Origin of the sequence: Pseudomonas sp. HMSC065H01 (assembly GCF_001815235.1) — a bacterium.
Taxonomy (GTDB): Bacteria; Pseudomonadota; Gammaproteobacteria; order Pseudomonadales; family Pseudomonadaceae; genus Pseudomonas; species Pseudomonas aeruginosa.
The window spans coordinates 71506-90802 of the sequence record NZ_KV819915.1; the positions used below are offsets into that span (position 1 = coordinate 71506).

12 protein-coding genes and 1 pseudogene are annotated in these 19297 nt (G+C 63.5%); 7 read left to right on the plus strand and 6 right to left on the minus strand.

The window, feature by feature from the left end; genetic code table 11:
- Nucleotide 1 precedes the first annotated feature (1 nt).
- Genes HMPREF3014_RS25150 through HMPREF3014_RS25170 form a run of 5 tightly spaced genes read right to left on the minus strand, consistent with a single transcriptional unit; the run spans nucleotide 2 to nucleotide 9730 of the window.
- Complete coding sequence (locus HMPREF3014_RS25150) at nucleotides 2–988, minus strand: Wadjet anti-phage system protein JetD domain-containing protein (RefSeq protein ID WP_003160972.1); 987 nt, start codon at nucleotides 986–988, stop codon at nucleotides 2–4.
- Entirely contained in the window at nucleotides 988–5412 is a 4425-nt protein-coding gene (gene mukB, locus HMPREF3014_RS25155; RefSeq protein WP_003160973.1) for a chromosome partition protein MukB, read from the minus strand. Before mukB ends, HMPREF3014_RS25150 begins: the two co-directional genes overlap by 1 nt.
- Complete coding sequence (locus tag HMPREF3014_RS25160) at nucleotides 5409–6089, minus strand: chromosome partition protein MukE (protein WP_003160975.1); 681 nt, start codon at nucleotides 6087–6089, stop codon at nucleotides 5409–5411. The genes mukB and HMPREF3014_RS25160 overlap by 4 nt, the downstream gene beginning before the upstream one ends.
- Nucleotides 6086–7393, minus strand: a complete 1308-nt coding sequence (locus HMPREF3014_RS25165) for a condensin subunit F (protein ID WP_003288359.1) — start codon at nucleotides 7391–7393, stop codon at nucleotides 6086–6088. Before HMPREF3014_RS25165 ends, HMPREF3014_RS25160 begins: the two co-directional genes overlap by 4 nt.
- A gap of 57 nt (nucleotides 7394–7450) precedes the next feature.
- Nucleotides 7451–9730, minus strand: a complete 2280-nt coding sequence (locus HMPREF3014_RS25170; RefSeq protein WP_003160977.1) for an AAA family ATPase — start codon at nucleotides 9728–9730, stop codon at nucleotides 7451–7453.
- A 929-nt stretch (nucleotides 9731–10659) separates the two neighbouring features.
- On the opposite strand from HMPREF3014_RS25170, the gene HMPREF3014_RS25175 reads away from it, so the two are divergent.
- From HMPREF3014_RS25175 to HMPREF3014_RS25205, 7 genes are all read left to right on the plus strand, one after another.
- The gene (locus HMPREF3014_RS25175; protein ID WP_003160979.1) at nucleotides 10660–11799 is read left to right on the plus strand and encodes a transporter substrate-binding protein; all 1140 of its coding nucleotides are present in this window, start codon (nucleotides 10660–10662) and stop codon (nucleotides 11797–11799) included.
- A complete protein-coding gene (locus tag HMPREF3014_RS25180) occupies nucleotides 11796–12398 on the plus strand; it encodes an ANTAR domain-containing response regulator (protein ID WP_003160980.1) in 603 nt (200 codons plus the stop codon). The genes HMPREF3014_RS25175 and HMPREF3014_RS25180 overlap by 4 nt, the downstream gene beginning before the upstream one ends.
- The gene (locus HMPREF3014_RS25185) at nucleotides 12395–13243 is read left to right on the plus strand and encodes an ABC transporter permease (protein ID WP_003160981.1); all 849 of its coding nucleotides are present in this window, start codon (nucleotides 12395–12397) and stop codon (nucleotides 13241–13243) included. Before HMPREF3014_RS25180 ends, HMPREF3014_RS25185 begins: the two co-directional genes overlap by 4 nt.
- The gene (locus HMPREF3014_RS25190) at nucleotides 13243–14169 is read left to right on the plus strand and encodes an ABC transporter permease (RefSeq protein WP_003160982.1); all 927 of its coding nucleotides are present in this window, start codon (nucleotides 13243–13245) and stop codon (nucleotides 14167–14169) included. The genes HMPREF3014_RS25185 and HMPREF3014_RS25190 overlap by 1 nt, the downstream gene beginning before the upstream one ends.
- 19 nt (nucleotides 14170–14188) lie before the next feature.
- Nucleotides 14189–15796, plus strand: a complete 1608-nt coding sequence (locus HMPREF3014_RS25195; RefSeq protein ID WP_003160983.1) for an ABC transporter substrate-binding protein — start codon at nucleotides 14189–14191, stop codon at nucleotides 15794–15796.
- Nucleotides 15797–15857: 61 nt separating this feature from the next.
- Nucleotides 15858–16805 (plus strand): acetamidase/formamidase family protein, encoded by a 948-nt coding sequence (locus HMPREF3014_RS25200; RefSeq protein ID WP_003160984.1) that lies wholly within the window; start codon nucleotides 15858–15860, stop codon nucleotides 16803–16805.
- Between the two features lie 88 nt (nucleotides 16806–16893).
- Nucleotides 16894–18630, plus strand: a complete 1737-nt coding sequence (locus tag HMPREF3014_RS25205) for an ABC transporter ATP-binding protein (RefSeq protein ID WP_003160985.1) — start codon at nucleotides 16894–16896, stop codon at nucleotides 18628–18630.
- Between the two features lie 217 nt (nucleotides 18631–18847).
- Here the strand turns inward: HMPREF3014_RS25205 and HMPREF3014_RS25210 are convergent.
- Nucleotides 18848–19297 (minus strand): annotated as a pseudogene (locus HMPREF3014_RS25210) (NrdJb); the annotation flags it as partial.

A 19297-nucleotide genomic window follows, 5' to 3' on the forward strand; every position in this document is an offset into this window, starting at 1 on the left:
CTCAATCGACGACTAGTTGAATGGTCGACTCAAGAGCACTTCTCATCCTAGAGTCGACCACCAAAGGCTCCTGCTCCAACCAAAGACCTTTGTCCACGAGATCATGCACCAGCTTGGGCGCATGACGAAGATCAAGCCCAGCAGGCCATGGCTTTTTCAACTTCCTAGGCTCAACGCACTCGGTCCAGAAGGATGGAACGAACCAGCACAGATCCGACCGAAGCTCTCGTAGTTTCAGGAAGATTCGTACGCCGTTCGGGTCGAGATCACCAAAGTGAACGACAGGAACCTCGGGCTGCACCTGAGCGAGTAGATGCACAACAGTGGCTATGTCCCAGCCAGGGACATGAGCCAAAAGCCATCCGTCCAGCATCGGCAGGTCACGCCAAGCGCCAGAGTTTTCCACCAGCAAGACCGCTCGCAAGGGACCTTCCAAGATGAGGCCATCCAGGAAGGCCCGCTCCGGGATCGGTGCTTCACCAAGAATACGGGCAAGCTTCCACAGATCCAGGACACCCTGCTCGGTCTGTGCCACCAATCCACGCGGTGGTCGCAAGCGTAACAATCCGTCGTGGGTCGCTTCGGTGCCGGCAAGCGCGGCTTGCCGGCGCGGCGTGAGTACCGCTTTGGAGTGGGGCGCGGTTAGCGCGGCTGCAGTCCGGCGATTGAGACGTCCTGGCAGCGCCGGAAGCCGCCCTGCGCGGCGCGCATCTTCCAAGCGAGTCCAACCATCAGGCGTGGGGGAAAACCCACCCGCTGTAAGTGCCGCCAGCGCTTCCTGCCAGTCCGGCCATACCCGCTCAAGCAGCGCAACGAGTTCAGTGCGGCGAGCCTCTACCAAGGCAATCTGATCACGCCGGCCGGTCGAGCGGATCCAGGATAGCTCTGCCAGAGTGTCATACGCTTTCACCTGTGAGGCGCGGCGCTTGAGCGTCCCCTGCACCAGCAACTCGAGCAGAGCGATGCGCTGCTGCGGCGTCTGCCACATTAGCCTACGCTCCTAGTGCGACGACCGAACACCAGAACTTCCTCGCGCCCCTCGGGCGTCACCTGGCGCACCAAGCGATAAGTCGTATTGCCTTCGGCACGTGCCACTTCGGGGGCCGCGATCATCAACTGCAGATCCAGTGTCTGACACAAATCGAACAGGACGCCGAGATTGTCTGGCGACAGGCGATTGGCTTCGTCCAAGAACAGGAAACGCAGCGAACCGTGAGCGCGCTTACCGCGCAGCAAGGTCGCATCGCGCTCCCACTCGGTGAGAACCACCATCATCAGCGCAGCGCCGACACCGATCGCCTCGCCGGTCGACAAACGTGTCGGGTTGGCGACTTCCCACTCGGTGCCGGACTTGCGACGGATCTCCACCTGCAGATGCACGTATTCCCGATAATCGAGCAGACGCTGCCCTGCTGAGCGTCCACCGCCGTAGCGACGAAAGATTTCGTCGAGCGCCTCCTCGATCGGCATGTCCGCCTGGAATAGCAGCTCCTGAGCCGCACCTTCACGCAGGGCGCGAAGGATCTGCTCCATACGTTCGACAGCCTGCATGCGCACACGGATGCCCTGAATGCTGCCGAAGCTGACCTTTTCTAGATTCTTGGTCAAGCGAGTGACTTGGCCACGCGCCTTGCGGATCTGTACGTCAATGCCTCGTGCTACGTCTTCGCTAGCTCCACGCAGGTCGCTTTCCTGACGGGCGAGACGCTCTTCGAGGTCAGATAGTTGGTCACGCAGCCGGATGAGCGCTTCGCGCGGGTCATCGACCTCGGCCACCTGTGCCGGCAGGCGGTGGCGCAGCCAGTCGCGCACAGCCAGCCAGAGTTCAAGAATAGGATCAGCGAAAGCGGCGTCTGCCGATGGACTTCGTACCAGTTCAAGCTCAGAGAGCAGAGCGTCCCCGCCTCGTGCGTTGTGTAACCGTTCTAGCAAGACGTCACGCCGCGCTGTCGCGATCTGTACGAGATTGACATGGCCGCGAATACCGCCTGGCCCATCGGGATCATTGCCGAGTAGATTGCCTATGAGGCCGTGGCGCTGTGCCCGATCATGTAGTTCACTCCACCGCCTCGTTGCAGGCTCGGCCTCACGGCGCTCGCTGGTGAGTTTCTCATCGGCTGCGATCAGGCGTTCCTGCGCTGCTCGCTGGGCTTCCTGCTGCGTACCGACGGTTCTATTCAATTCCTGTCGTCGGTGCTCTAGAGCACGCAGCGATTCTTCCTGCCGTACGACCTCTTTAGCTGCATCCACTACCGCTTCTTCCGTCGGAGCAGGGATACCTATCCCGTTGAATCGAGTCGTTGCAGCCGCATGCTCCTGACTGGCGATTTGACGTCGGCCTTCCACTTCTTGGAAGTGCTCGGTAATTTGGTCATATCGTGCCTCAGCTTGGCTCACCCTTTCCTCGGCTGCCTCTTGCAAGCCTTCCGCTTCGCTCAGTTGCTCCTTCAGGGCCGGTATTAATTCCTGCGAGTCTTCGAGCCGGCGCGGCGCTTCCTCCCAGGCGAGCGCCTCAGCGTTGTCGCACAGGTATTCGAGGGCTTCGATCCCTGCATCGAGTTGCCGGCGCCGGCCTTCCAGAGTGTCGGCGTGGCGCGTCAGATCCTCTATGTCCGTGTCCGACAACGGAAGCTGGCGCAAATCACCAAGTCCGTTCTCCACATACAGAACATCCTCTTGGTTGGCGGTAACCCAGTCCCTGGCCTCGCCTGCCTGCGATGCCCTTTCACTGAGTATCTGCGCCCGCTCGCCGTGGTCAGGAGGATCAAGCAGAATCGCCTCGGCCAACAGCGAACGCAGCCTGCCAATACGGGGTTGCAGTGCCTGTGCAGCCGCAGCATGGCGATCAGCCATGTCGCTCTGTCGCTCGATCTGTTCACCGACCAAGGCGATCGCCTGCTGCACCTCGATGATGGCGTCCGCGGGGTCACCTGCCAGCCAGACCTCCAGCCCGGCGAGCAGCGTGTCGCCATTCTCCTGCAACCGTTCCAGCGTGCGGCGCTGGCTCCTCGCATTCTCTAGTTCGAACGTTTTCTCTTCGGCCTGCGCCTGCAGCTCGGCCGCCCGTCTCTCGCGCGCACGCCGTCCCAGCCGCGGCTTGGCAGGAATACGCGACATACGCAGGGCAATCCCTTCCTGGACGAGCAAATCACCTTCGTTAGCCATCGTAGTGTCGGAGGAATCGGCCAGACGGTAGAGATCGGCATCACGTGACACCAGTAGCACGTCTGTCAGTTCCTCTGGCCGGTCGACAGAGGCACGAGCTGCCGCAGCGGGATCATCGACGACCAGTGCCTGTGCCAGGGGGCCAAGTCGGGCCTCCAGCACAGCCGCTTCCTCGATCGCCACTTCTTCGTAGCTGCCAGCCAGCAGCTCGGCGCCGAGCCTGTCCTTGAGCTGCAGCAACGCGGGCGAGAACGGCCCGCCGGCCGACAGCAGGTCACGTGCGTCCCGGAGCAGCTGCTCCTGTACATGCCGTGCCCCCTGTTCGACCCGGGCTGCCTCGGCGTGCTCTGTGCTCAAACAGGCACGAGCTGCATCCAGACTGGCCCGGTCCGTCACATGGGTATCGAGGTGATCGGAAATGCGGACGGCGCACTCCGCCAAAGTCTGCCATTGCGGCTCGCGTGCCATTAACTGCCGATGCTGTTGCTGCAGCTCCTCACGCCGGCGCCGTAGCTCAGCAAGTTCTTCATTGGCCGCCCGTTGTGCCTGTTCATGTGTGGATTGCTCGACTTCAGTATCACTCAGCAACGCGTCGACGACTTCAATGGCAGGCGCCTGGGTGAGAACCACGCCCAGCTCCCTCGCCGTTGCACACACCCGGGCCTGCCGGGCCTGCAGCTGTTGCGCTTCGGCCAGTTTCGCCTCAATGTCGGGAAGCTGCTCGGCAAGTACGCTCAGTGTCCGATGACGGTGCACCGCTTCGGTGGTCACATCGTACGCAGCGGTGATTTCGACATCCCGTCCCGCTAGCCGCCACACAGCCTCCATGAGCTGCTCATGACGCGCACGATGCTCCAGCGCATCGGACAGGCGCGTCCTTGCCTCCCGACGTTCCTGATCGACGCATTCGAGCATGTGGCGTACCGACATAAGCTGATCGGCGAACTGCGCAGGAAGCAAAGGTACGGTCTGCAAATGCGCCTCGGCTTCCCGTAGCCGTCGAATTGCCTGACGATAAGCAGCAGCCCGGCGATGCAACTCTTCGATGCCCTGCTGCAGATCGGCGAGCCCCTTGGCAGCGCGTTTGTAGCCCTCCCGGGCACGCTTGAGTTCCTCGCGATTGCGAGTCCGCAACGTTTCAGATTCGCTTCGTAGCCTGCCCGCTTGTTGTGCCGCTGTCTCAGCTTCCGCGAGCAGGGAGACACATTGTTGCAGGTTGCGTAGCGCCGCTAAGGAGTCCTTCAGTCTGCCGTGCCAGTCGCGGGCGGTTCCAAGTACGCGGTCGAGTTCATCTTTGCAAGTATCGAGCGTATTCAGCTCGGCCAAGGTTTCGTCGAGTACTCTGCGCGCTCCCTCTTGCGCCTGGAAGGCTTGATCGCGTGCGCTCTGCGCCTCGGCTACCCGGCGTGCCAGCTCATCGGCCCGTTCACGGGTGGCAAGGAAAGCTGCTGCGAACATGGCCTGGCCGGCTTCGAAGATACTGCCGATTTCTTGCTCCAGGCGGCGCGACTCTTGCACTTCTACCCGCGTGCGCCGGCAGGAATCCAGATTCGATCGCATCCTCTGCAAGGTATCAGCGAGGCCACTTTGCTCCCTGAGCAGGAACGAGCGTAGCTCCGAAGTGAGCACCCTTGAGATGCCGCCGGTCATGCTGGTACGCAACATATCGTTGAACTTATTGCGCTCCTCATCGGTACCAAGGCGCAGGGGCATGACTCCCTGATCGAATAGCGCGGCGAAGTACTCCCGGGCGGATGGATAAGATTGTAATCGCCCACCGAGCCGCGCCGCGTTGTCGCGCAACTCCTGTAACTCCGGCACGGACTCGACGCCCCCCTGTGCAACCAGCAGCAGATCCTGCAAGCGAACCGCAGGTTCGAGGCCCCAGACTATAAATGGGGTGGGCTCCACGGAGGGTTCACCTTTGCGTTCCAGATGTACCCCAGCCAGTAGCCTCTGTGCACCCGCAAGGGCAAAATCTACCACCACGTAGGAAGGGCGTCCGGGATCACCGAGACGTCCCCAAATACCCTTGTCGCCGCCAGTCGCTCCAGTCTCGCCGAGATTGGTGAAGCGCAGGCGGGACATGTCGGGCAGCAGAGCGACATAGGCGGCAATCATCACCGTGGTCTTGCCGGCACCGTTGCTGCCCTCCAGCGCAGTGACATGCCGATCGAGTAGATAACGCTCGTAGAAGACACCTTTCCAATTGACCAGGGCTAAAGCATCGGCACGCGTTCGACTCATGACAACATTTCCTCCCCCTCCGCGTCGCCGCTATCGTCATCCATGTCGTTAGCATCACCCAGTAATACCTCTCCACGCGCAACCAGCCGCTCTAGGGCGTCGCTGGGATCTGTGAGCCCGCGAACTGGCTCGGCAAAGCGCATGAGTGCCGGACGCAGGCGCAATCTGGCCGCATCAACCACATCGATGAAACCCAGTTCAGCTAACTTACGCAGCGCCTCGTCCGCTTTCCCTCGCACAGTTTCAGCGGCAATGCGTTCGTCATACTTGCGTCTACGCGGATTTAGCGTACGCACCAGCACATCGGTGCCCAGTAATCCGGACAGCCGCTGCAATAGCGCTTCACGTGTCGCCATGCCGCCATGCTGCAAAGTCGCGGGATCGAGATACATCAGCGCCAGCACCTGCCCGATAAGCATTTCGCCGACGGATAGCTGACGTCGCCCCAGCCGCTCGCCGCTGGGCAGCAAATAGAAATAGCCATCGCTCTGCTGGATCAGCTCACAACCGAAACGCCGATAAAAAGGTTCGAGCAGCGCCTGTGCCTCCACCAGGTAATCATAGGGGCAGCCATCATCTCGACCGATATGGCGTCCACGTCGCAGCATCAGATCCACCTCGGGGAATCGCTCGTCGACAATCACCTCTTCCAGAGAATCGAATACGGCATCGCTCACTCCACTTTCCTCCGGCCCTGGACAGTCCATTCCTCGACTTCGAGCTGTTCGCCCACTTCTAGCCATAGCCGCTCGCGGCTTGAACGCAATCGGGCTAGCCTTGCAGCTGCGTCAGCGATGCGACCCGCAGCCACGTATTGGCTATCGTCGGTCAGCGTGGCGAGTACCTGCACCGTTAGCCCCGCCAAGGTATCTACGCCCTCGTCGAGCGCCCGACTCACCAACACTTCGATATCTGCCAGCGCATTTTCAGCTTCCACCCAGGCTGGTTCGGCCTCACGATCAGTCTTTGGCCTGGCCACCACCGGACGCTCGACGCGTGCTTCAAGTGTACGTAGCAGGCAGATAGAGCCTGCATGCGCAGCTAGTAGATGGAAAGGCCTGTTTCCCCACTCCGCAATCTGATCGCGCAAGCGCTGGCTCAGCGCCCGATCAGGATCCAGTCTGACCACGTCGCGCAGGTAGCGGTGTACATACTGGTAGTATTCGGACCATGCCTTTTGGCGTGCACCGCCCCAGGCTCCGATCCGGTCTACATGTTCGATGACCCGCTGTGCGGCTCCCTCGGCTTCGACATTTTCTGCTGAAACGGCCAGCGCCTGGATGTCCTGGAGCAACGCAACGAAATGGTGTGTGTCTCGCAGCAGGATTTCATTGAGCTCGCGCAATGTGTGGGTCGTTGCGTCGAGCAGGCTCTGGCATCGATCGATTGCGCTAAACCAGTCGTTCGACAGCAGGCTAGCGATTTCCGCCTGGATTTCCTCCTGCTGGGCATCAAGCCCCCGCTGCCGACGTTCGATACCCGCCACCATGTCACCGACCGTGATCCTCAGGGGGGCGACCACGCGCTGACGCCAATCCTCATCGTTATGGGCCTTCCTGGCTGTCGCCAGGATGTCGGCAAGTTGAGCGCGCAAGGTACCGGTCAGTAGGCTGAGGCTTTCCCGAGTCAGGGCCTCGTCCGCCAGAAAGTATTCGATAACCGCAGCAGCAAGTCGTGTCAGCGCATACTCGCCCGCCCGAACGATGCCGGCGCCATCAACTCGGGCCAGCATGCGCTGCTCGCGTAATCGTTGAATGGCGTGCGTCGCGCGCTTGCGCGGATTTTCGGCAGCGGGTTCGACGACATCGCAGACCTGTTCAAACAGGTCGATCAGCAGATCTTCCTCGAACGACGCAAGCCCAGCCTTGTCCGCTCGCAGGTACAGACCTGCGAGAAAGCAGACATCCGCTGTTTTCAGGTCAAGATTGACCTGATCCCGTACCAGCGAGGCGATAAGGCGATTCGGATCGGATGCTGTCATAAGCGCTGAGTAGGCTTCTCTGCTACGCAGTATGAATGTATCCAAGCCTCATATTGTTCAGGCATGGACGGCCCCCTGTGCATCGGCCTGCTGTTCCTGAGTTTTGGCCGCGATCTCAGAATCGTCTGAGTATGCTTCTCGCATCATCATCTTGTAGTGAGCCAAATGCCCGGACTTGACGAAGATCGCCTTGAAGATATTCAGGTAGCTTTCCACCATTGCATCGTCGACAGCGACATATAGGTCATCGTGTGCGAAGTGAGAACCATCGTTGACCCATGAAAAAAGCGATCGGCATATGACCTTCTCACGCCCCTCGAACAGGTTGCAGATGTCGTCGGTATCGGATCCACCCAGGATCTTGAAGTAGTTTTCAAGAATGCGCCTGAGGGTGTTCTGGATTGAAAGGTTGGATCGGTCGGCCCGTCGTACCTCCGCCCACAGCAGTTCGTATGAGGTGACTATCGGGTTGCTTGTGTGGGCCTCTACTCTTGAAGAGTGATGAGATTTTCGGACGACCCAGAAGGTTTCCTCGCTGCGCATCGCATTTCTATCAGTGCGCCGGGCGTTGAAGGTCACTTCCTTGTGGAAGTAGACGTTATGGGTCAGTACGAAAACCTGTTTGATGTGACCGGTTCCTTGGCGCACCTCATCGAACAGCGCCTTGATCAGGCTGCTAACGATGAAGAGGATGTCGCTATCCAGACTCGACACAGGATCGTCGAAGACCACTATACGGTCAGTCGTCACGCCGCTTTCCGAATCGCTGCCTTTGAGCAGATGGTAAAAATAGAGGAAGGTGACGAAGGTACGTTCGCCTTCGCTCAAGGTTTCCTTCGCATCCATACCATCCGGTCGCCGCAGCACATAGGCGGTACCGCTATCTGCCTTGGCTAGGGAGAAACCATGAAAACCGAACGAGGCTAGCAAGGTATTTATTGCATCGATGGTCGGCTGGATGCTGGTGGTCGCACGCTCCAGCTCAGCTATTTCTTTCTCCACCTGACGCCGGTCTGCTTCCGCCGCTTCGATCTTTCCGTTCAAGGCAGTGATCGCGCCCACCAACCCTCGCTTCTTCGTCGAGCAATCCTGCAATGCGGGCGCCAGCTCGATGGCGACGATGTGTTTCCACACCTGGCTTGCCAATTGCTGCTTTTCTTTGCCCAGATTAGCTACCGTAGCGTTGTGTGACTCGATCTGCTCGTTGGCAAGCGCCAGTGCCTGGGAGATCGCGCCCAGAGCGTCAGCCAGAGGTTCCAGTGCAATGAGCTGGCTTGGCTCGCGTTGCTTATCGGCAAGATGCTGACGATTGAGGGCAATCCGAGAAGCCAGCAGCGCCACTTCTGTCTTCAGTGTTTCCGCATCGAGGAATCGGGAAGGCGCATTAAGGATCTCGGACAATTGCGCCAAAAGGTGATCGGCCGCCGCGGCATAGGTCTTAGCCAGTTCATCAATGGCACGACTGTCATCCAGAAACGTTTCGTCGAAATAGGCCTCCAGACTGGCCGCGAACGAGGCTTCTGTGGCTTGCTGGCAGAAAGGGCAGACTCCTGTCGCCTCATCGAAGTAAGCCCGGCCCTGCCGCACCCAATCGCTGTTGCCCAGCGCCTTGATCATTGCCGCGATATCGACATCTTCCCGGCCCAGAACGCGCTTGCTCAGGATCGGATTCGATTCGTGGGACAACAGCGCATCGAACGAAGGCAATACGACGTGGGGCTCCAACATAGGTGAGGGGCCAAAAATGGTCTTGGCTTTCTCCTGGAGATCGGCCAACGAAACCAATGCTGCAGAATTCCCAGCATGCTCCTGCAGCACACGGACCTTGAAGTTCTCGGCATTGTTGCGTACGCCCTGGAATGCCAAAGCGAATGCACTATCGTGCTTTTTTTTCTGGGCCCAGCATGTCTCCTGAAACCAAGCCTCGAGATCGGCGAGTTCTTTGCGTTTTCCTCCCAGACCATCCAGCCCTTCTAGAGTCTCCCTCAGACTGCTGATGCGTCCACTACAGCTACCGGACTCCTGTTTGAGTGCCGCGATCTTGGCAACATTCTCGACGTTCTTTTCACCGAGGGTGAAGATGCCTTTGAGCTCTGCGGAAGGGCCGAAATTACGTGCAACGAAGTCGCGGTTGTAGACCATAGCCTGAAGGGGCACGCCGCTCTTCCAGCCAACATGGCAACTCGGATAACGAGTGGGGTTGTCGATCACCCTGGAAATTGTGGTTTTGCCACACCCATTGGCACCGTAGATAAAGTTGAACTTCGTCAGCCCATCAAGCGCTTGTACCTCTTGTCCATACGAAGCCACCCCCACTATCCGTATTGACTCAATCATTCGCCTCTCTCCCTAGGCAATCGGTGCCAATCTCTGGCCGGCTATTCGTTATATAGCTTGCAATGTCATTCGAATAGAGTGAGTGAAAGACTAGACCAGTCGAGGTCTAGTGATCTATTCCGGAGGCGCACGCTGGATATGGGCGATTTGGCGGAGAGTTCTGTCGTCACGAGGGTGTATTTGGCTAGTTCGGCGGAGGTGCCCCAGTGAGCGCTTGTGGCGGGTCAGTGGTTTTTGCAGGACTGCCACCGACATTTTGCGGTAGACGAGTGCAGCCACGGTGGCTACGGAGCGAAGTCTCGATGACCTATCAATGAACTGCCGGTGGATTAGCTGAATGTCCTCAACCTGTTTCGGCTCGACCCCACTGGCAAGAAGGGAGGTATCAAGACCCGCCGCCTGGTTGCATCCACCTCCGATACCTATCGCGCTGCACTTCTCGGGCTTGGCCAGCCTTCAAGCGATTGCCCTGCGTCGGTGCCCTGGAAGATTGCAGTTTCTGCGGGCTGCACGGCACTGCGATGCGAACAACGCAACGCTTGCGAGGATCGCCTCACGGCATTCGTCGTCGCTCGACAGCGAGAAGTGGCGTTTCGTGATGCGCTGATGGATACGCGGTGCGCACGGCGCACCCTGCGGGCCCGGCGAGGCTTGAGCGGCTGCATGCATTTCGCACCAGGCTGGCGCGTGACAGCGATTGTGCGACCTGTTGTGGTGCGGGCTGGGCGGCTGGGCGTCGCCCCACCGCCTGCCCAGGGCCGTTGTTGGCGATCTGGCATACTTTTTTCATGGGCAAGCGCATCCACTGCAAGCCGGGCTCTGCCTCGTAAGCCTTGTGACCATTCGCGCCCCCGGGCGCCGGGTAATGAAGCCCGATCCACCAGCCTGCTGGTCGATCGGGCTTTTTTCGTTTCTGGGAACACGGAAAAATGCGTCGAACACTGCCCATCGGCCTGCTGCTCTCCACCGACGGCACCTACCGCCGGATGGCCCGCCATGCGTTGGCTGGCGCCCGCGATGCCTTGGCCGAGATCAATGCCGACCCGCAGCTGGACTTCCAGCTGGCCGCCACCCACTGCAACCCGCGTGGCGAGCTGAGCCGCTACGGCGAGGCAACCGCCGCGCTGATGCAGCAGGGCGTGCGGCACCTGTTCGGCACCATCACCTCGGCCAGCCGCAAGGAAATCATTCCCGACCTGGAACAGCAGGGCGGGCTGCTCTGGTATGGCTGCCCCTACGAGGGCTTCGAGAGCAGCGAGAGCGTGCTCTACCTCGGCGCCTGCCCGAACCAGACGCTGGTGCCGCTGCTGCGCTACGCGCTGGCCACCTTCGGCGCGCGCGGCTACCTGATCGGCTCGAACTACGTGTGGGGCTGGGAGAGCAACCGGATCGCCCGCGAGGTGCTGGAGCTGGCCGGCGGCCGGGTGCTCGGCGAGAAGTACGTGCACCTGGGCGGCACCGGCTTCGCCGAGGCGATTCCCACGCTCATGGGCCAGGCGCCCTCGTTCGTGCTGAACAACCTGGTGGGCGAGTCCTCCTACGCCTTCCTGCGCGAGCTGGACGCCGCCTGCGCGCAGGCCGGCATCCGCCTGCCGGTGCTCAGCTGCAACCTCACCGAGGCGGAGCTGGGCGAGGTCGGCGAGCGGCCGAACCTGCGCCTGCTGTCCTGCGGTCCGTTCTTCGAGAGCGTGCATGCCGAATTCAGCCGGTGCCAGCAACTGGTGCACGGGCTCGACCGCTGCTCGCACTACTACACCGGCGCCTACGTGGCGGTGCACGCCTTCGCCGAGGCCCTGCAGCACACCGGCAGCGACGCGCCCGAGGTGATCTGCGACTACCTCTACCGGCATCCGCTGCCCGGCGTGCTCGGCGAGCTGCGGGTGTCGTCGCGCAACAACCATTCGAGCCTGCCCTGCCACATCGCCGAGCTGCGCGCCGGCCGCTTCGAGCTGCTGCACAGCGAGGCCGCAGCGCTGCCCGCCGACCCCTACCTCACCGCCACCGACCTCGGCGCCTTCCAGGCGCTGCGTCACGAGGTCCCCCGGCAGCACCTGAGGATCGTCAAATGAAGTCCCTGTCGCGTCCCGATTTCGAGAACGGCCGGCTGCTGCTGGTCGACTGCGACGAGCGCACCCTGGCCAGCCTGCATAAGAGCCTGCGGCGCCTGGGCATCACCGCCGAGGCGGTGGCCGCCGACACGTTGCCGGCGCTCGATGGCTGCTTCGCCGCCATCGTCGAACTGGAGCATTTCGCCAGCCCGGCGACCCTGGCCCGACTCGAGGCCGCCGGCGTGCCGCTGATCGCGCTCACCGCCCACGAGACGCTGTCGCAGATCCAGCGCGCCATCGAGCTCGGCGTCACCGCACTACTGAACAAGCCGATCACCCAGGGCTCGGTGTACACCACGCTGATGATGGCCATCGGGCTGCGCGCTCGGCTGGCCGAGGCGAACCGGCAGCAGGCGGCGCTGGCCCGGCGGGTCGAGGCCGGGCCCTTGCTGGCGCGCACCCTGGCGCGGCTGATGGTGGAGCGGACGCTGACCGAGCAGCAGGCCTACGAGCAACTGCGCGAGCTGTCGATGCGCCTCAACCGCAGCGTCGAGGCGCTCTGTGCCGAATTCGAGGTCGACCGCCTGGGCGCCGATCCGCGGCAGGAGCGGCAGCGATGAACATCCTGCTGGCGCTGCTGCGGCGCCCCTCGGTGGCGCTGTCGCTGCTGTTCGTGCTGACCGTGGTGACCTTCGCCGTGCTGGCTCCCTGGCTCAGCCCCTACGACCCCTCCGAGCAGTACATCGAGGGCCTGTCGCTGGAAGGCGCGCCGCTGCCGCCGGATTCGACCTACTGGCTGGGCACCGACCTGCTCGGCCGCGACCTGTTCTCGCGGCTGGTCTACGGCGCGCGCACCTCGCTCTTCATCGGCCTGGTTGCCAACGGCCTGGCGGTGCTGATCGGCACCCTGGTCGGGCTCACCGCCGGCTTCGTGCGCGGCTGGCTGGGCAGCGTGCTGATGCGCTTTACCGACCTGATGATGGCCTTCCCGGCGCTGCTGCTGGCGATCGCGCTGGCGGCGATCTTCCAGCCGAGCGTGTGGATCGTCGCGCTGGTGATCGCCATGGTGAACTGGGTGCAGATCGCCCGGGTGATCTACTCGGAGACGGTGGCCCTGGCCGCGCGCGACTTCGTCGCGGTGGAGCGCACCCTCGGCGCCAGCGCCCGGCGCATCCTGTTCAGCCACCTGCTGCCGCACCTGCTGCCTACCATTCTGGTCTGGGCCACGCTGGGCATCTCCACAACCGTGCTGCTGGAGGCGACCCTGTCGTTCCTCGGCGTGGGCGTACAGCCGCCGACGCCGAGCTGGGGCAACATCATCTTCGAGAGCCAGACCTACTTCACCGAGGCGCCCTGGCTGGTGTTCTTTCCCGGGGCGGCCATCGTGCTGCTGTCGCTGGCCTTCAACCTGGTGGGCGACGCATTGCGCGACGAGCTCGACCCGACCCTGTCGGGGAGACGCTGATGGCTCCTTTCATCCTGCGCCGCCTCGGCTACTCGCTGCTGATCCTGCTCGGCGTCACCCTGATCACCTACCTGCTGCTGTTCATGCTGCCGGCCGACCCGGCGCGGCAAATCGCCGGGCGCAGCGCGACCCCTGAGGTGGTGGCCAGCATCCGCGCCCAGCTCGGGCTCGACCAGCCGTTCTACGTGCAGTACGGGCGCTACCTGGCCGGCCTGGTACAGGGCGACCTGGGCCGCTCGTACATCCAGCGCAGCGAGGTGGCCGAGCTGATCGGCGCACGGCTGAAGCCTTCGCTGCAGCTGATGGCCGCCGGCATCGGCTTCGAGCTGCTGATCGGCATCGGCCTCGGGGTGATCGCCGCGCTGCGCCGCGGCGGCTTCGCCGACAAGCTGCTGATGGCCTTCTCCTTCGTCGGCGTGTCGGCGCCGCAGTTCATCGCCGCCATGCTCGCGCTCTACTTCTTCGCGGTGAAGCTCGGCTGGTTCCCGCTCGGTGGCTACGGCGGCGTTGAGCACCTGCTGCTGCCGGCGCTGACCCTTGGCGTGCTCGGCAGCGGCTGGTACGCGCGCATGACACGCTCCTCGATGATCGAGGTGCTGCACCAGGACTTCATCCGCACCGCCCGCGCCAAGGGCCTGAGCCGGCTGAGGGTGATCGCCCGCCACGTGCTGCCCAACGCCATCGTCCCGGTGATCCCGATGATCGGCATCGATATCGGCATTTTCATGGGCGGGCTGGTGGTGGTCGAGTCGGTGTTCGGCTGGCCGGGCATCGGCCAGCTCGCCTGGCAGGCCATCCAGCAGGTGGACATCCCGGTTATCGTCGGCGTGACCACCGTGTCGGCACTGGCCATCGTCCTCGGCAACCTGATCGCGGACCTCACCGTTCCACTGGTCGATCCGCGCATCGACGTCAAGAAACACTAACCAGAAAGAGGCAAGGAGCATGAAGCGCAAGGCAATTTCCCTGGCCATCGCGGCCACCCTGTTCGCCGGCCCGCTGCTGGCCGCCGAGCCCAAGGCCGGTGGCGACATCGTGGTGACCTACCAGAACGACGTGGCCACGCTAGACCCGGCGATCGGCTACGACTGGCAGAACTGGTCGATGATCAAGAGCCTGTTCGACGGCCTGATGGACTACAAGCCGGGCACCACCGAGCTGGAGAAGGACCTCGCCGAGGACTACGACATCTCCGAGGACGGCACCGTCTACACCTTCACCCTGAAGAAGGGCGTAAAGTTCCACAACGGCCGCGAGATGAAGGCCGCGGACGTCAAGTACTCGCTCGAGCGCACCGTCAACCCGAAGACCCAGAGCCCGGGCGCCGGCTTCTTCAACTCCATCGCCGGCTTCGACGCCATGGCCGAGGGCAAGGCCGAGACCCTGAGCGGCATTGAGGTGCTCGACGACTACACCGTGAAGATCACCCTGAGCGCGCCCAACGCCACCTTCCTACACGTGATGGCGATCAACTTCGCCTCGGTGGTGCCCAGGGAAGAGGCCGAGAAATGGGGCGCCGATTTCGGCAAGCACCCGGTCGGCACCGGCGCCTTCACCCTGGCCGACTGGCAGCTGGGCCAGAAGCTGGTGTTCAAGAAGAATCCGGACTACTACAAGGCCGGCATCCCGCGTCTGGACGGCATCACCTTCGAGGTCGGCCAGGAGCCCATGGTCGCCCTGCTGCGCCTGGAGAAGGGCGAGGTCGACATCGCCGGCGACGGCGTGCCGCCGGCCAAGTTCCTGCAGTTCCGCAAGGACCCGAAGTACAAGGACCTGCTGGTGGTCGGTGACCAGCTGCACACCGGCTACCTGACGCTGAAGACCACGCTGCCGCCGTTCGACAACCTCAAGGTGCGCCAGGCGGTGAACATGGCCATCAGTAAGGACCGCATCGTGCGCATCATCAACGGCCGCGCCACCCCGGCCAACCAGCCGCTGCCGCCGGCCATGCCCGGCTACGCCGAGGACTACCAGGGCTACGCCTACGATGTCGAGGACGCGAAGAAGCTGCTCGCCGAGGCCGGCTTCGCCGACGGCTTCGACACCGAGCTGTTCGTAATGAACACCGACCCGCAGCCGCGCATCGCCCAGTCGATCCAGCAGGACCTGGCCAAGGTCGGCATCCGCGCGCAGATCAAGTCGCTGGCGCAGGCCAACGTGATCGCCGCCGGCAGCGAGCCGAACCAGGCGCCGATGGTCTGGTCCGGCGGTATGGGGTGGATCGCCGACTTCCCGGATCCGTCGAATTTCTATGGGCCGATTCTCGGTTGCGCCGGGGCGGTCGATGGCGGCTGGAACTGGGCGCTGTACTGCAACAAGGCGCTCGATGCCAAGGCCGCGCAGGCTGATGCCATGGCCGACCCGGCGCAGGAAGCCGAGCGCATCGCGCTGTGGAAGGAGGTGTTCCTCGAGGCGATGGCCGACGCACCCTGGGTACCGATCTTCAACGAGCAGCGCTTCACCGTGCGCTCGGCGCGCATGGCCGGCGACGACGCGCTCTACGTCGACCCGGTGCACGTGCCGGTCAACTACGACTACATCTCGGTGAAATAACCGCCGGGCAGCGGGCGCTCGCCGTCCCGCTGCCGCGGACCTGCTAGGAGGGCCTCGCCCCATGTGTCAGAACTGCTTGGTCAAGACGATTCACAGCGTCCACAGCCACTTCGGCTGGGACAACAGCTTCACCCCGGTGGAGCGGGTGGCGCCCGGCACTACCCTCGAGTTCGAATGCCACGACTCGTCCAACGGCCATTTCACCAAGGACTCCGTCGTCGCCGACGTCACCAGCATGCCGTTCGACCGGATCAACCCGGTCAGCGGCCCGGTGTTCGTCGAAGGCGCCATGCCCGGCGACGTGCTCAAGGTCACCATCGACAGCTTCAAGCCGTCCGGCTTCGGCTGGACCGCCAACATCCCCGGCTTCGGCCTGCTCGCCGACCAGTTCCTCGAACCGGCCCTGGCGCTCTGGCAGTACGACACCGAGAGCCTGGCGCCGGCCGCCTTCGGCGACTTCGCGCGGATACCGCTCAAGCCCTTCGCCGGCACCATCGGCGTCGCCCCGGCCGAACCCGGCCTGCACTCGGTGGTGCCGCCGCGGCGCGTCGGCGGCAACCTGGACATCCGCGACCTGGCCGCCGGCACCACCCTGTACCTGCCGGTGGAGGTCGAAGGTGCGCTGCTCTCCATCGGCGACACCCACGCCGCCCAGGGCGACGGCGAGGTCTGCGGCACGGCCATCGAAAGCCGGATGAACGCCGTGGTCACGCTCGACCTGATCAAGGGCGAGAAGCTCGCCGCGCCGCGCTTCAGCACTCCCGGGCCGGTCACCCGGCACCTCGACGGCACCGGCTACGAAGCCTTCACCGGGATTGGCCCGGACCTGATGCAGGCCGCCCGCGGCGCGGTCAGCAGCGCCATCGACTGGCTCTGCCGCGAGCACAGGATGCCGGCCGAACAGGCCTACATGCTCTGCTCGGTGTGCGGCGACCTGCGCATCAGCGAGATCGTCGACCTGCCCAACTGGGTGGTGTCCTTCTACGTGCCGAAGGTGGTGTTCGCCTGACGGCGACGCCCTTCCTCGCAGGAGCGAGCTTGCTCGTGAAAGGCGCTGGCGTCCCTCGCTCCTGCCAGAACATCTACAGAGAACCGCCGTGAACACCTCGACATCCCCCGACCGCCCCGTGCTCTCCGTCGAACGCCTGACCATCGACTTTGGCCCCAGGCGGGTGGTCGACGAGCTGAGCTTCGCCCTGCAACGCGGCCGCACGCTGTGCATCGCCGGCGAATCGGGCAGCGGCAAGTCGCTCACCTCGCTGGCGATCATGGGCCTGCTGCCGCGCGCCGCCAGCGTGCCCGGCGGGGCGATCATCTTCGAGGGCCGCGACCTGCTCGGCCTGCCCGAGCGGCAGCTGCAGCCGCTGCGCGGCAAGCGCCTGGGGATGATCTTCCAGGAGCCGATGACCTCGCTGAACCCGCTGATGACGGTCGGCCAGCAGCTCGAGGAAACGTTGCGCCGGCACGAGCCGCTGGGGCGCCGCGAGATCGCCCGGCGCGCCCGCGAGATGCTCGACGCGGTGCGCATGCCGCACGCCGAGAAGCGCCTGGCGCAGTACCCGCACGAGCTGTCTGGCGGCATGCGCCAGCGGGTGATGATCGCCATGGCGATGCTCTGCCGACCGGACGTGCTGATCGCCGACGAGCCCACCACCGCGCTGGACGTGACCATCCAGGCGCAGATCCTCGAACTCATGCGCGAGCTGCAGCAGAGCTTCGGCACCGGCCTGCTGCTGATCACCCACGACATGGGCGTGGTCGCCGAGATGGCCGACGAAGTGGTGGTGATGAACCAGGGGCGGATGGAGGAGCGGGCGCCGGTGCGCCAGCTGTTCGCCGCGCCCGCCGCGGCCTATACGCGCAAGTTGCTCGCCGCGGTGCCGGTGCTGGGCAGCGCCGGCGAGCCCGAGGCGCTCGGTGAACGCCCACCGCTGCTGGAGGTGAACGACCTGTGCGTGCGCTTTCCGGTGCGTGGCGGCTGGCTCGAACCGGTGCGCAACGTTCACGCGGTGGAGCACGTCAGCTTCACCCTGCGCCAGGGCGAAACCCTCGGGCTGGTGGGAGAGAGCGGCTGCGGCAAGTCCACCACCGGCAAGGCGCTGATGAACATGCTCGCCTACCAGGGCAGCGTGAAGCTCGACGGCCGCGAGCTCAACGGCCTGCAGGGCGAGGCGCTACAGGCCGTGCGGCGCGACGTGCAGATGATCTTCCAGGACCCCTACGCTGCGCTCAACCCGCGCAAGACGGTGCTGGAACTGGTCGGCGAGCCGCTGCTGATTCACGACCGCCTGCCGCTGGCCGAACGCCGCGAGCGGGTCGCCGCGCTGCTCGAGGACGTCGGCCTGGCCGCCGACGCCATGACCCGTTACCCGCACCAGTTCTCCGGCGGCCAGCGCCAGCGCCTCTGCATCGCCCGCGCGCTGTCGCTCAACCCGAAGCTGATCATCGCCGACGAATCGGTCTCGGCGCTGGACGTCTCGGTGCAGGCGCAGGTGCTGGAACTGCTCGAGCGGCTGCGCGAGACGCATGGTCTGAGCTACCTGTTCATCTCTCACGACCTGGCGGTGGTCGAGCGCATCTGTCACCGGGTGGCGGTGATGTATGGAGGGAAGATCGTCGAGATCGGTCGCCGCGACCAGGTGCTGCACAATCCGCGGCATCCCTACACGCGGCGCCTGCTAGAGGCGGTGCCCATGCCCGACGTCGACCGCCGGCGCGACTTCAAGGCGCTGCTCGAGGCCTTCGAGGCGCCCGATCCGATCAAGCCGCAGGGCTTCCGGGCGCCGCCGCAGCGCTTCGACGCGGTCGGCGAGGATCATCTGGTGGCGGTCTGAGCGCTGCGCCGGCAGGAGTGAGGGGTGCCAGCCCGCGCCTCCGTATCCAATACCAGACGCTGGATAGCTTCCATGAGAGTGGTAACGCTAACGACGAGGGGGTCTCCCTTCACAAAAGCCTGTGTTTTGATCGTATGAACGAGAACGGTTCTCTTCATGCGATTGCCCTGGTAAAGGGGGGCCTGACGAAGCCGGCTCGCGAATCAGCGAAACCGGATCAACCACACTTGGAGTTGCCGCAATTGAGGCAGGTCGCGCAGCCGTCCATCTGCACCACCGCCTGGGTGTTGCACTTGTTGCACAGCTGCGCGCCGGCCGGGAAACCCTCGCCCGGCTCGACCGCCACCGCACCCTGGCTCGCCTCGTAGGCGGCACGCTTCTCGGCCAGGTACTTGAGCTGGGTCTCGTCCAGCGCATGGCCTTCGAGCATGCCGATGGCGATCAGATGGCGCTCCAGCACTGCGCCGATCTCGGCGACGATCGACGGCATGTAGACGCCGCCCTTCTTCAGGTAGCCGCCACGCGGGTCGAATACCGCCTTCAGTTCCTCCACCAGGAAGGTGCAGTCGCCGCCCTTGCGGAACACCGCGGACATGATCCGGGTCAGCGCGACGATCCACTGGAAGTGGTCCATGTGTTGGCGCTGATGGAAAATTGACCCACCCTG